Here is a 12,934-nt window from a genome sequence, read left to right on the forward strand (position 1 = left end):
GTCGGCCGAGCGGCCGGCCGAGGGATCATCCGGTCGAGAGATCAGACGGTCAGGCGCAGTGAGGTCGCCGAGATGCCCAGCCGCACCGTCTGACCCCACGTCAGCTCCAGGGCGTCCGTCTCCATCCCGTCGCCGAAGACCACCAGCCGGTCGGACTCGACGGTGAGCCTCAGTCCTTCTTCGCGCCCCAGCTCGCCGGCGACCTGCGAGGTGCCGGTCGCGGGCGACGGCCAGGCCTCGCGGACGAACCAGATCAGGTGCGGGTCGGTGGGTGCCGGGAGGCGGAGTTCGCTGTGGCGTTCCTGCCACAGCGAGCGGATCCAGCCGGTGGCGCCGGTGCCCGTGCCGACGAGTACGCCGGAGGAGGCCTGCGGCTCCACGCGCGCGTCGGGGGCGTCCGGGCCGAGCCGGTAGCGGGCGGTCTGATGGCCGGGCGGACCGAGGTAGATCTCGTTGAGGGCGAGGAGCCGCTGGGTGTCGTCGGACACCGCCTCGACCATGGTGAGTTCCTCCGCCGTGCCGCCGGGGGACACGGCCGCCCGGAGCAGAGCGGCCGCGTCGCGGGGCCGGTGACGGACGAGCACGCCCGGATTGCGCCCGGGGTCGGTGTCGATGCCCACCACGGGCTGGCCGGAGAGGTACTTGGCCGCGTTGGCGACCAGCCCGTCCTGTCCGACGACTACCACCACGTCCTCCGGCCCGAAGAGGAAACGGTCGAGATCCGCGCGCTCCACCCGCGACTGACGCCACTGCAGCGGTACGGCCGCCGCCACATCGGCCAGCGCCTGCCCGGTCTGCCGGTGCCGCCGTGCCACCTCGTCGATGGTGCGGCCGCGGCTGGACAGGAAGAAGGCGGCCTGCCCGTGTGTGCCGTGCCGGGCCAGCAACTCCTCGTACTCGGTGGTGCGGTGGACCAGTACCGCGCGCGGCGCGAGGCTCATGCCCGGGTGTCCGGGCCGGCGCCGCCGAGCTTGCTGAGCAGTCCGGTGAGCACGTCGGGGGAGAGGGTGAGGTTGTCGATGTGCGGCAGGTTCTCGGCGAGCCTGGTCGCCGCCAGGGCGTGCAGGGTCGCGGCCTCCACTTCGCCGTGCACCCGCAGCCAGGCCGCCTGGGACTCCGCCTGTGCGGCGCCGACCTCGCGGGCCGCCTCGGCCTCGGCGCGGGCCAGCCGCACCCTGCGTGCCGCCTCGGCCTCGGCGCGCACCCCGTCGGCCGCCGCGTTCTCCTCGGCCTCGCGGCGGGTGTTGGTACCGCGCTGTTCGACCAACTGCTCTTCTCTGCGGGCCAGTTCGATCTGGCTGGCGAGCTCGTTCTCGGCGATGGCCCGTTCCCGTTCCACGGCCACCGCACGGCGCTCGTAGGTGGCCCGGTCGGCCTCCTGCTGGATCTGCTCGCGGGCAGGGGTGCGCAGGGCGCGCTCCACCTCGGCCTCGGGGCGGATCGCCACCACCCGCACCGCGACCACATCGATCCCGGTGGCGGGCAGCCGCGGTTCGGCGGCGAGCCCTGCCGCGACCCGGTCGCGTACCGACGCGACACCGTCGACCAGTGCCTCGGCCAGCGCGGTCCTGGCCAGCACGTCCAGGGTGTGCTGCTGGGCGGTCTCGGTCAGCAGGGTGGCGATCTGCTCCAGTGGCGCACCGCGCCAGACCCCGGTGTCCGGGTCGACCGAGAAGTCCAGCCGGGCGGCCGCCTCGGCCGGGTCACTGATCCGGTACGTCACGGTGGCCTGCACGGTCACGTCCTGGAAGTCGGAGGTGCGGGCGTGGAACGCCATCGCCAACTCCCGGTCGTTGACCGGGACTTCCGAGAGTGCGGCGCTCAGTGACCGGTACCAGAAGCTCAGCCCGGGCCCGTCGTGGGCCAGCCGGCCGCGCTTGTGGTGGCGGATGTGCGCGGTGGGTGCGGAGCGCAGATGGCGCCAGCCGAAGCGCCTGGTGATGTCGGCCATGTCGGGACCCCTTTTTCTCGTCGTGGGGACGATAAGGGGAGGTGGTGATTATCGTCAAGGGGACGAGAAAAGGTTTCTTTCTCTGCTGCTGTCAGCGCGGCTCCTGTGGTCGGGGTCCCCGGGACCGTTCGCCCGGTCCACCCCGGTCGCCCGGTCCGCCCTTCGCCGCCAGGAACCTCGCCGGCACCTCGCCCCCGCCGTGCACCGCCAGGTCGGCGCCGTTGACGTACCCGGCCAGATCGCCCGCCAGGTACAGGCAGGCGCGCGCCACGTCGTCCGGCGCCGCCATCCGCCGCATCGGGACGACCTCGGCCACCGCGGCGCCGTCGTCCTCGCCGTAGACCGACGCCGCGCTCTGCGTGCGGACGAGCCCGGTCGTGATGTGGTTGACCCGCACCTTCGGTGCCCACTCCAGGGCCAGGGCCCGGGTCAGCCCCAGCAGGCCGGCCTTCGCCGCCGTGTACGCGGCCGTGCCCGGCTGCGGGGTGTGCGCGGAGACGCTGCCTATGTTGATGATCGAGCCCCCGTCGGGCTGCCCCTGCATGATCCGGTTGGCCGCCTGTGACACATAGAACGGGGCCAGCAGATTCAGCGCGACGATCTTCTCGACGAAGCGGGGTGACACGGTGGCCGCGTCCGCGTCGGGGGAGCCGCCCGCATTGTTGACGAGCACGTCCAGCCGTCCGAACCGCTGCACCGCCGCGTCGGCCAGCCCGGCGGCGGCCGCCGGGTCGCGGACGTCGGCCGACCGGAAGTGCGCCCGGCGTGCGCCGCGACCGGGCAGTTGTGGCGGTTCGCCGCGGCCGCAGACCAGTACCTCCGCGCCGGCGGCGAGGAACGCCTCGGCGATCGCGGCGCCGATGCCCTTCGTGCCGCCGGTGACGAGCACCGCTCGCCCTGTGAAGTCGATGGGATTGCCGATGTCCATGGGTCTGCCCCGCCGTTCTCCGGAATGCGTGCGCGGTCGAGGCCCGCGCCGGCCGGTCGAGGGAATCTACCAACTGTTTGTTTGGTGGAACAGCCGTCGGTCCGGCCGGGTGCGATGGCGGTGCGCGGGGTGCGACCGCGGGCGGCCGGTGACTCCCCGAGGGGTCACCGGCCGCCCGGATGGCGCGCCGCCCCCGTCCCCACGGTGCGGCGCCGGCGGGCCGTCGTCATCCGCTCGGACAACGGCCCACGTCTGTAGGGGCGGTCCTCAGGCCGAGGACGCGCCCAGTCCGAGCGAGGGGAGGATCGCGTTGTCCACGAAGCGGGTGAGATAGGCCTCGTCCGCGTACTTCCCCTCCAGCAGCGGCCGGGCGCGCATCGCACCGAGAAGCTGCGCGGAGACGAACTCCGCCGCCGGATTGTCCGCCGGGATCTCGCCGCGCTCCGCACCGCGCCGAACCATGTCGTCGATCGTCGCGAGTCCGGGCAGGATCAGCGCCTCGCGCAGCGCGCACAGCAGCTCGGGGCTCTGCAGCGCGGCATGACTGAGCGCGTGCATGAGAGGGGTGTCGCGGCCCGAGCCCGCACCGATCGCCCGTGCCGCCTCGTGCAGATCCCCCGCGAGCGAGCCGGTGTCGATGTGCGGGAGCAGTGCCTGCCGGGTGCCGTGCAGCGCGGCCACGACCAGTTCGGGCTTGGAGCCCCACTGCCGGTAGAGCGTGGACTTGCCGCAACGGGTCCGGGAGGCGACCCCCTCCATGGTGAGTGCCTCGTAGCCGGACTCTCTCAGCATGTCGAGCACCGCCGCGTAGAACTCCTGCGCCCGCTCCGGTGTGATCTTCGAGCGGCGTGGCGTCTGTGCCGGTCCCGGTGCGGTCTCCTGCGGCGACATGTGTTTTCCCTCTCGGCGAATCTGCGACGAGGCCTTCGATACGCCAGTGTACCGATACGCGCGTGTACCGATACGTTCGCGTATCGGTACACTGGCGTATCGATACGGCATGGACTGGACCATGCCGCCGTAACAGCGCTTCGTCAGCAAAGGGGCACCGGGTGATGTACGCCGGTAGCGAGCCAGCAGATCGGGAGCCGGACAGTTCTGCCCGACCGCCCCTCGTCCGCGAACTTCTTCTGGTCGTGGGACTCTTCGTGATCTACAAAATCGGCCGGCAGGCCGCGAACGGTCACGTCGACGAGGCCTATCGAAACGCCGGGAACGTCTGGGACTTCGAGCGTTCCGTGCACCTGCCGGGCGAGGGCGCGGTGCAGAGCCTGCTGCTGCACGACGAGACGCTGATCCACCTCGCGAACACCTACTACGCGACCGTGCACTTCCCGGCCACGCTGCTCTTCCTGGTGTGGCTCTACTGGCGCCGCCCGCGCCACTACATATGGTCGCGCCGGATCCTCGCCGCACTCACCGGCGCCGCGCTCGCCCTCCACCTGCTCTTCCCGCTCGCCCCGCCGCGACTGCTGGCTGCCACCGGACTGGTCGACACCGCCCAGGTGTACGGACCGTCGGTGTACGGGGCGACGCCCGCGACCGACTCGATGGCGAACCAGTTCGCCGCGATGCCCTCGCTGCACTTCGGCTGGGCGGTGATGGTCGCCGTCGGGCTGATCGTCGCGACCCGGTCGCGGTGGCGCTGGCTGTGGCTGCTGCACCCGCTCGTCACCCTCCTGGTGATAGTCGGCACGGCCAACCACTACTGGCTCGACTCGATCATGGTCTCCGCGCTGCTCGCGGTGGCGTGCGCGGCGCTGCGGCTGCCGCGCACGGACCCGGTCCCGGCACCCCTCCCGTGGCTGACCGCGCCGGGTGAACCCGTGCCGTCGGCGCTGCCCGGGACCGCCGAGCCCGCGGTCTCCACCGGGTACGCCGGTTCGCGGACGTACTCCGCGTCCTCGTACGCCCCGACGGGCCCGACCGGAGCGCGGCGATGAACGCCACCGTGATCGCGGTCGCGCTGTCCCTGGTCTCCGCCGCCGCCTACGCGTCGGCCGCGGTGGCGCAGGCCCGGCTCGCCGGGCGGACCGAACCGGGTGGCGGGCTGCTGCGGCTGCTGGGGCGAGGCGCCTGGTGGTCGGCGGTCGCGCTGAACGCCGGGGGCGCGCTGCTGCACGTCGCGGCGCTCAAGTACGGCCCGCTCACCCTCGTCCAGCCGCTCGGCGCCCTCACTCTGGTCGCCGCGGTCCCGCTGGGCGCCAGGTCCGCCGGACGCAGGGTCACCAGGACCGAGTGGCGCGGCACGATCCTCACCCTGCTCGGCCTCGGCGCCCTGCTGACGACCGCGGGCGGCACCGCCCCGCACGAGACGCTCAGCCTGCCCGAGGCGCTGGCCGTCGGTGCCGGGACGATGGCGGTGGTCGCCGGCCTCAGCCGCCCGGGTACGCGTCCGGGCCTGCGGCACGCGGCGGCCTCCGGCATCACGTCCGGGGTCGCCTCCGCGCTCACCCAGACCCTGACCGTCTCGGTCACCGACCACACCGGTCCGTTGTTCAGCTGGCGCCTGGTCGTCGTCGCGCTGCTGGTCTCCGCGTTCGCGATGAGCGGGCTGCTGCTCTCCCAGACCGCCTACCGGGGCGGCCTCGGCGCACCGCTGGCGGTCGTCACCCTCGCCAACCCGGTGGCCGCCGCGGCCATCGGCCTCGCCCTGCTCGGCGAACGCCTCCAGGGCGGCGCGACCAGCCTCCTGCTGGCACTGCTCGGGACGGCGGCGGCGGTGCGGGGCGTCATTCTGCTCAGCCGTGCCCAGGCCCGGACCCCGGCCACCGGAGACCGGGCCGCGGCGTCGCCGGCCGGACCACCGTCACGCGTGGTGATCGGGAGCCGGGGGCCGGTGGGCGGCCAGGTGCTGCGGCCGGAGCTCGAACCCGATCCGGTGTCGGTGGGCGGGGCGTAGCCGGGCGGGAGTGGTGGACGGCTCGGCTCCCGGGACAGCGGTACGCGGCGTCGACCGGGCCCCGTCGCCCCGTCCTCCACCGTCCGACCGACCCGGCTCCCCACCTCAATCGTCCGACCGACCCGGCTCCCCGTCCTCGTCCAGCGCCCGGGTGAGCCAGCCGATCCAGAAGTTCTCCAGGTCGATGCCGCCGCGCAGCACCAGGTGCCGCAGCCGGTCCTCCTCGGAGTCGCGTTCGGGCGGGAAGTCCCGTTCCTCGATCTTCAGATACTCCGCCAGCTGCCGGCGGTGCAGGTCCAGGTGGCGCCGGAGTTCGGCGTCCAGACCGGGGGCTCCGACGACCGCCGCCGCCCGCATCCGCAGCAGCAGCGGATCCCGGACCTGCTTGGGGTCCTCCGGGCGGGCCACCCAGGCACGGAGCGCCTCGCTGCCGGCCGGCAGCACCTCGTACTCCTTCTTCCGACCGCGGGCGGGCTGCTCCGAGGGCAGTGCCCGGATCTGGCCGGCCTGCTCCAGCTTCCCCAGTTCCCGGTAGATCTGCTGATGCGTGGCGGACCAGAAGTAGCCGATCGACCGGTCGAACCTGCGGGTCAGCTCCAGCCCGGACGACGGCTTCTCCAGCAGGGCGGTGAGAATCGCATGGGGGAGTGACATGGGTGCATCCTAGGGACGGCCGGCCGTGACCCGGCGCGGCAGTGGCCTCACGGAGACCGCGACCTCGTGGTGTGCGGGCCGGTCCACGAGGCCACGGTGTCCGTGCGTCAGAGTGCGGCCGCGAGCTCCGTGCCCTGGCGGATCGCCCGCTTGGCGTCCAGTTCGGCGGCCACATCGGCGCCGCCGATGAGATGCGCCGGGCGGCCCGCGGCGAGCAGCTCCTCGTACAGGTCGCGGCGCGGCTCCTGACCGGCGCAGAGCACGATCGTGTCGACCGGCAGGAGACGCTGTTCGCCGTCGACCGTGAGGTGCAGGCCCTCGTCGTCGATCCGGTCGTACGCGGCGCCCGCGATCGTCGTGACGCCGCGGTGCCGCAGTTCGGTGCGGTGGATCCAGCCGGTCGTCTTTCCCAGCCCCGCGCCGACCTTGCCGCTCCTGCGCTGGATCAGATGGACGGTCCGGGGCGTCTTCGGACGCTCCGGGGCGCGGAGCCCGCCCCGGTCGCGGTACTCGGTGTCGACGCCCCACTGCCGGAAGAACACCTCGGGGTCGCGGCTCGCCGCGTCGCCCGGGTCGGTCAGGAACTCGGCGACGTCGAAGCCGATGCCGCCCGCCCCGATGATCGCGACCCGTTCGCCGACGTGCGCCCGGTCGCGCAGGACATCGAGGTAGCCGACCACGCTGGGGTGGTCCTGGCCCGGGATCGCGGGGGAGCGGGGGGTGACGCCGGTGGCGAGGACGATCTCGTCGAAGCCGTCGAGCGTGCCGGCCGTGACCCGCGTACCGAGCCGGAGCCCGACCTTCTCCTCCCCGAGCCGGGTACGAAAGTAGCGCAGCGTCTCGTCGAACTCCTCCTTGCCCGGGACCTGGCGCGCCACGTTCAGCTGGCCGCCGATCTCCTCGGCCGCGTCGAACAGGGTCACCTCGTGCCCGCGCTCGGACGCCGAGACGGCGCACGCGAGCCCGGCGGGCCCGGCGCCCACGACCGCCACCCGCTTCACGGTGCGGGTCGGCGACAGGGTGAGTTCGGTCTCGTGGCAGGCGCGCGGATTGACCAGGCAGGAGGTGACCTTGCCGCTGAAGATGTGGTCCAGGCAGGCCTGGTTGCAGCCGATGCAGGTGTTGATCGCGTCGGCGCGGCCCGCGGCGGCCTTGGCGACGAAGTCGGGGTCGGCGAGGAACGGCCGGGCCATCGACACCAGGTCCGCCCGCCCCGAGGCGAGGACCTCCTCGGCGACCTCGGGCGTGTTGATGCGGTTGCTCGTCACCAGCGGTACGGAGACGGCTCCGCGCACCTTCTCGGTGACCCAGGTGTAGGCGCCGCGCGGCACCGAGGTGGCGATGGTGGGGATACGGGCCTCGTGCCAGCCGATCCCGGTGTTGATGATCGTCGCACCCGCCGCCTCGATCTCGCGGCCGAGCCGCACGACCTCCTCCAGCGAGGAACCCCCCGGAACCAGGTCCAGCATCGACAGCCGGTAGATCAGGATGAAGTCGCTGCCGACGCGCTCGCGGACCCGGCGCACGATCTCGACGGGGAACCGGATGCGGTTCTCGTACGAGCCGCCCCAGCGGTCGGTCCGGTGATTGGTGGCGGCGGCGATGAACTCATTGATCAGATAGCCCTCGGAGCCCATGATCTCGACCCCGTCGTACCCGGCAAGGCGCGCCAGCTCGGCCGCCCTGACGAAGTCCTCGATGGTCTCCTCGACCTCGTCGTCGTCGAGGGCGTGCGGTGTGAAGGCGCTGATCGGCGCCTGGATCGCGCTCGGTGCCACCAGGTCGGGGTGGTGCGCGTACCGCCCGAAATGCAGGATCTGCATGGCGATCCGGCCGCCCGCCGCGTGGACGGCCGAGGCGACCAGCGCGTGCTGCTCGGCCTCCGCCTCGGTGGTCATCCTGGCCCCGCCGGGGAGGGAGCAGCCCCGGGCGTTGGGGGCGATGCCGCCGGTGACCATCAGGCCGACGCCGCCCCGGGCACGCTCCGCGTAGAAGGCGGCCATCCGCTCGAAGCCGCGCTCGACCTCTTCGAGGCCGATGTGCATCGAACCCATCAGCACCCGGTTGGGCAGGGTGGTGAACCCCAGGTCGAGCGGGCTCAGCAGATTCGGGTACGGGCTCATGCGGCGGCTCCTCACGCAGTGTCGTCTGCGCCAGTTGTAGACCACCGGAACGCCATTGTGCAACAAGTTGCACAATGGCATGGGTCTCACCCGGTGCGCCTTGGCGGCATGGGCGGGGCATCCCTCGAACGGCGTAACACCGGGACGCGTCGGTGCCCGGCGGCGCGGAAGGTGGAATGGCGGCATCCGCCCGGCACGGCGCGGTCGCCGCCCGTACTCCACCCGCCCCCGAACCCCTGCGGAGACCCTCATGGCCTGCCTCGACCGGCGTGACCTCGGCCTGCTCGTCCTGCGCGTCGGCACCGGCGCGGTACTGGCCGCGCACGGCACCCAGAAGCTGGCCGGGTGGTTCGGCGGCGGGGGCATCGAAGGAACCACGGCCGCGATGGAGGCGATGGGCTTCCACCCGCCGAAGCACAGCGCGGTCGCCGCCGGGCTCGGTGAGGCGGGCGGCGGAGCGCTGCTGGCACTCGGCCTCGCCACGCCGGCGGCCGGAGCGGCCGCGGCAGGGGCGATGGCGGGGGCCGTGTCCGTCCACGCACCCGCCGGATTCTTCGCGCAGGGCGGTGGCTACGAGTACCCGGCGTTCCTCGGCTTCACCGCCGCGGCGATCGGCCTGATCGGCCCCGGCCGCTACTCCGTCGACGAGGTCACCCGGCATGCCTTCAATCAGCCGTGGATGGTTGCCCTGGCCTTCGCGGGCAGTGCCGTCGCGGCGGCGGCCGTGGTCGGCAGGCGTGCCAGGGGACGCGTCGTGGTGGACCCCGACACGACCTGACCGGACCACGCCGGAGAACGGGGACCGGGCGGCGCCCCGGGAGGGAGCCGCCCGGTCCCGGCCCGGCTACTTGCGGAAGGTCAGCGAGGCGGCCGGGGAGGCGTTCCCGTACGCGTCGACGGCGACGACCCGGGCCACGTACCGGCCGCCGCGGACCGTGCCCGGCACCGGGATGTCCAGGCTGTTCGGGCGGGGCATGAAGTAGTAGTCCGAGAGGACCTTGGACGAGACGACCGAGGCGCCGGTCGCGGCATCGGTGACATCGACGTCGTAGTGGTGGACCATCTGGTCGTCCGTGGCCTGCGCGATCCGCAGCGCGGTGCCGCCCTTGGCGTCCTGGACCCGGGACAGCGGCCTGCGGGTGGTGAACTCCGGCGCCACGGTGTTGCGTTCGGCGTCCGTGTAGCGGAAGTTGTCCTTGATCTCCCCGCTCGTCGAACCCTTGAGCCGCACGGTCCAGGTGGGCCCGCCGAGGGTGCCCGCGCTGGCGTACGGCGGCTGCCAGTTCGCCGACCACTGGCCACCGGTGTAGATGTCGTGCTTGTCCGCGGCCATGTTCACCCGCGCCATCTCTGTACGGTCCTTGTAGATCTCGACGAAGAGCGCCTGGGCGGTGGGCGACTCGAAGCGGTCGGCGAGACCGTCGTCGGTGACCATCTGGTAGCCGTGGTCGACCTCGATGTACGACATCGAGCCGTCGTTGACCGAGGTGAAGTCGCGCTGGTGGATCGACCGGTCGTCGTTGATGTTCAGATGCGAGTGGCCGGAGAAGAGGATGGCCTGCGGGAAGGCGCTCAGGTCCTCGGCGAGCCGCGGGTTGGAGGCCTGCTGACCGTCCATCGTCGTCCCGGTGGTGGGCCGGTGGCCCTGGACCAGGACCGGCTTGCCCGCGTAGGCCGGGTCGGCGGTGATCGCGGCGAGCCGGCCCTTGAGCCAAGTGCGCTGGGCGGTGTCGGAGTTGTACGTCTCGGTGTTGACCGTGAGGACGTGCAGCCCCTTCACGTCGGACTCGTAGTAGCCGCCGCCGGAGTCGGGGAACCAGGCCTTGGGATAGCCGGCCCGGATCGCGGCGAGGCTCGCGTCGTGATTGCCGTTGGAGATCAGCAGTTGGGTGTCGGTCATGCCCTTGCGGGCGAGATTGGCCTGGAAGATCTCGGAGACGATTCTGTGGTCGGGGCCCTTGCCGTCACCGTTGTCGTTGATCATGTCGCCGTTGGACAGGATCGCGTCGGGCTCGGGGAAGATCGACCCGATGGTGTCGAAGAAGCTCTCGTACTTCTTGTCGGCGGTCGCGTGGCTGCCGACGTGCACGTCGGACATGACGACGAGCCGGGCGAGCGGCTTCTCCCGCGACTTGATCAGGTAGCCGTAGGACACCGGGACACTGCTCCGCTTGCCCCGGAAGGCGGCCGCGGTGACATTGGTGTCCTTCTTGATCCGCAGCGGGCGGCCGGGGGAGTAGGCGCGGCTGTCCCGGGTCGGGGTGGTGCCGTCCAGCGTGTATCGGACGGTGGTGCCGCGCTCGGCCCGGAACTTCAGCTCGACCGAGTGCTCGTACCGCCCGCCCGGGACGCTGACGCCGGGTGCGGCCGGGGTGTGCGTACCGGGGGAGTCGGCCTGCGCGGCGGCCGGGGCGACGAGCGCGACGGACGTCGCGGCGATCACGAGAGGGGTGAGTCTCACGGGGGTACCTGTTCTCCGGCCCGGGAAGTCCGTCCTGGATCCCCGGCCTGGTTGCATAACGGATGGATAACCGGTCTGAACCAGAGACGTTAGGCGTCGTGAGACAGGCGGTGGTGCGGCCCGGTCGACTTCCCGGTGAAGTGATCATGAATGTCTGGCCGGGCACGACGGAGGCCGGGCGGGAACGAGATCCCGCGGGCGCCGCCCCCGCCCCGTCCCGCGCCCTTCCCTGTCTCAGTTCGACAGCTTCCAGCGGTTGCCCTTCGCCGCCGCGATCAGCTCCGGCACCGTGGAGAACTTGACCCGCGGGCGCCCGTCGTCGCGGCCACGCGCCAGCTCGGCCCTGTCGATCGCGGCCAGCCCCTTGGCGTCGACGACATGACGGCTGCGGCTCCGGGCCAGCCGGAGGAACGCCTTGGGCGCGGGCGCCGGTGCGGGCAGGGCGCCGGCCACGGCGTCGTCCAGGAGCGTGCCGACGGTCTCGGCGGCGCAGGAACGGTTGGCCCCGATGCCGCCCGAGGGCCCGCGCTTGATCCAGCCGACGACGTACGCCCCCGTCATTCCCGTCACCCGGCCGCCCTCGTGCGGGACGGTGCCGGTCGCCTCGTCGAAGGGCAGCCCCGCGACGGGTACGCCTCGGTAGCCGACCGCCCGCAGCAGTGTGCCGGCCGGAATGTCCAGCTCGCCCGGACCACCCGTCACGCGCACGGCCCGTACGGCGTCGTCGCCGAGCACCTGGACGGGGGCGGAATGGAACCGCAGGACGATGCGCCGCCCCGATCCGGGCGCACGCGACCAGTCCACCGTCTCGCGGGGCACGCCGCGCAGCAGCTCGGCCTTCTCGCCCGCCGCGGCGTCGTCGATCGTGGCGGCGGTCCGCGGATCGTGGTCGTCGACCACGAGTTCCACGCCCGGCAGGTGCTTGAGGGCGAGCAACTCGGAGGCGCTGTACGCCGCGTGCTCCGGTCCGCGTCGGCCGAGCAGGACCACCTCGCGCACCTTCGAGGCGCGCAGCGCCGCGAGCGCGTGGTCCGCGATGTCCGTACCGGCCAGGGCCGCCGGATCCGCGACGAGGATACGGGCGACGTCGAGCGCGACATTGCCGTTGCCGGCCACGACCACCCGCTGCGAGGACAGGCTGACGGCGTCCGGTGCGACCTCGGGGTGCGAGTTGTACCAGGCCACGAACGCGGTCGCCGAGATGCTGCCGGGCAATTCCTCGCCCGGGACACCGATGCGGCGGTCGGTGGAGGCGCCCACCGCGTAGATCACCGCGTCGTGGTGGGCGGCGAGCTCCGCCGCGGTGATGTTCTTGCCGATCTCTACCCCCAGCTGCATCCGTACCCGCGGGTGGTCGTGGAAGCGCGCGAAGGTGTCGCCCACCTTCTTCGTCGCGGGGTGGTCGGGCGCCACGCCGTACCGGACCAGCCCGCCGGCCACGGGCAGCCGGTCGACCAGGGTCACCTCGGCGTTGGTGTGCAGGAGGAGGTCCTCGGCGGCGTACATCCCGGCCGGACCGGTACCGACGACCGCGACGCGGATCGGCGCGAAGCCGGACGGCAGACTGCGCTCGAAGGACGGCGCGTTCCAGTGGTGGAAGTTCGGTCCCGTGCTGTCCGGACCGGGCTCCCGCCCGGCGAAGTACGCCTCGTTGATCGCGGCGTACCCGGCCTGCGAGGCGGGCAGGCTGTCCACCGGGAAAATGGCGTCGACCGGGCAGGCGTCCGCGCAGGCACCGCAGTCGATACAGGTTTTCGGGTCGACGTACAGCATCTCCGTGCTGCCGAAGGCCCGCTCCTGCGGTGTCGGATGGATGCAGTTGACGGGGCACACGGCGGCGCAGGTGGCGTCGCTGCAGCAGGTCTGGGTGATGGCGTAGGTCATCTCGTCAGCTCGGGTCGCTCGGTTCGGCTCG

Annotated in this window: 11 protein-coding genes; 3 read left to right on the forward strand and 8 right to left on the reverse strand. The window is 72.5% G+C overall.

The window, feature by feature from the left end:
- Positions 1 to 41: 41 nt before the first annotated feature.
- The 4 genes from ABZ622_RS27540 to ABZ622_RS27555 all read right to left on the reverse strand — a co-directional run bounded on the left by ABZ622_RS27540 (position 42) and on the right by ABZ622_RS27555 (position 3,770).
- On the reverse strand, positions 42 to 941 hold the full coding sequence (locus ABZ622_RS27540) for a hypothetical protein (protein WP_360547561.1): 900 nt from the start codon (positions 939 to 941) through the stop codon (positions 42 to 44).
- Positions 938 to 1,951 (reverse strand): SPFH domain-containing protein, encoded by a 1,014-nt coding sequence (locus ABZ622_RS27545; protein ID WP_266919456.1) that lies wholly within the window; start codon positions 1,949 to 1,951, stop codon positions 938 to 940. The genes ABZ622_RS27540 and ABZ622_RS27545 overlap by 4 nt, the downstream gene beginning before the upstream one ends.
- A 91-nt stretch (positions 1,952 to 2,042) precedes the next feature.
- Positions 2,043 to 2,879, reverse strand: coding sequence for an SDR family oxidoreductase (locus ABZ622_RS27550; protein WP_360547563.1), 837 nt, complete (start codon positions 2,877 to 2,879; stop codon positions 2,043 to 2,045).
- Positions 2,880 to 3,146: 267 nt separating this feature from the next.
- Positions 3,147 to 3,770 (reverse strand): TetR/AcrR family transcriptional regulator, encoded by a 624-nt coding sequence (locus ABZ622_RS27555; protein WP_360547565.1) that lies wholly within the window; start codon positions 3,768 to 3,770, stop codon positions 3,147 to 3,149.
- Between the two features lie 161 nt (positions 3,771 to 3,931).
- On the opposite strand from ABZ622_RS27555, the gene ABZ622_RS27560 reads away from it, so the two are divergent.
- Positions 3,932 to 4,822, forward strand: a complete 891-nt coding sequence (locus tag ABZ622_RS27560) for a phosphatase PAP2 family protein (RefSeq protein WP_360547567.1) — start codon at positions 3,932 to 3,934, stop codon at positions 4,820 to 4,822.
- Positions 4,819 to 5,781, forward strand: a complete 963-nt coding sequence (locus tag ABZ622_RS27565; RefSeq protein ID WP_360547569.1) for a hypothetical protein — start codon at positions 4,819 to 4,821, stop codon at positions 5,779 to 5,781. The genes ABZ622_RS27560 and ABZ622_RS27565 overlap by 4 nt, the downstream gene beginning before the upstream one ends.
- A gap of 105 nt (positions 5,782 to 5,886) precedes the next feature.
- Here ABZ622_RS27565 and ABZ622_RS27570 read toward each other — a convergent pair whose 3' ends face one another.
- Positions 5,887 to 6,435: a PadR family transcriptional regulator gene (locus ABZ622_RS27570; RefSeq protein ID WP_360547571.1), complete on the reverse strand. Its 549-nt coding sequence runs from the start codon at positions 6,433 to 6,435 to the stop codon at positions 5,887 to 5,889.
- A gap of 107 nt (positions 6,436 to 6,542) precedes the next feature.
- Positions 6,543 to 8,558 (reverse strand): NADPH-dependent 2,4-dienoyl-CoA reductase, encoded by a 2,016-nt coding sequence (locus ABZ622_RS27575; protein ID WP_360547573.1) that lies wholly within the window; start codon positions 8,556 to 8,558, stop codon positions 6,543 to 6,545.
- A 250-nt stretch (positions 8,559 to 8,808) separates the two neighbouring features.
- Here ABZ622_RS27575 and ABZ622_RS27580 point away from each other — a divergent pair, with 250 nt between their 5' ends.
- Positions 8,809 to 9,336, forward strand: coding sequence for a DoxX family membrane protein (locus ABZ622_RS27580; RefSeq protein WP_360547575.1), 528 nt, complete (start codon positions 8,809 to 8,811; stop codon positions 9,334 to 9,336).
- Positions 9,337 to 9,402: 66 nt separating this feature from the next.
- Here the strand turns inward: ABZ622_RS27580 and ABZ622_RS27585 are convergent, their stop codons facing one another.
- Both ABZ622_RS27585 and ABZ622_RS27590 read right to left on the reverse strand, forming a co-directional pair.
- Positions 9,403 to 11,019, reverse strand: a complete 1,617-nt coding sequence (locus ABZ622_RS27585) for a chitobiase/beta-hexosaminidase C-terminal domain-containing protein (RefSeq protein ID WP_360547577.1) — start codon at positions 11,017 to 11,019, stop codon at positions 9,403 to 9,405.
- Between the two features lie 234 nt (positions 11,020 to 11,253).
- Positions 11,254 to 12,903: an FAD-dependent oxidoreductase gene (locus ABZ622_RS27590; protein WP_360547579.1), complete on the reverse strand. Its 1,650-nt coding sequence runs from the start codon at positions 12,901 to 12,903 to the stop codon at positions 11,254 to 11,256.
- Positions 12,904 to 12,934: the final 31 nt, after the last annotated feature.

This window comes from Streptomyces sp. NPDC007164, from assembly GCF_040634135.1.
Classification (GTDB): domain Bacteria; phylum Actinomycetota; class Actinomycetes; order Streptomycetales; family Streptomycetaceae; genus Streptomyces; species Streptomyces sanglieri.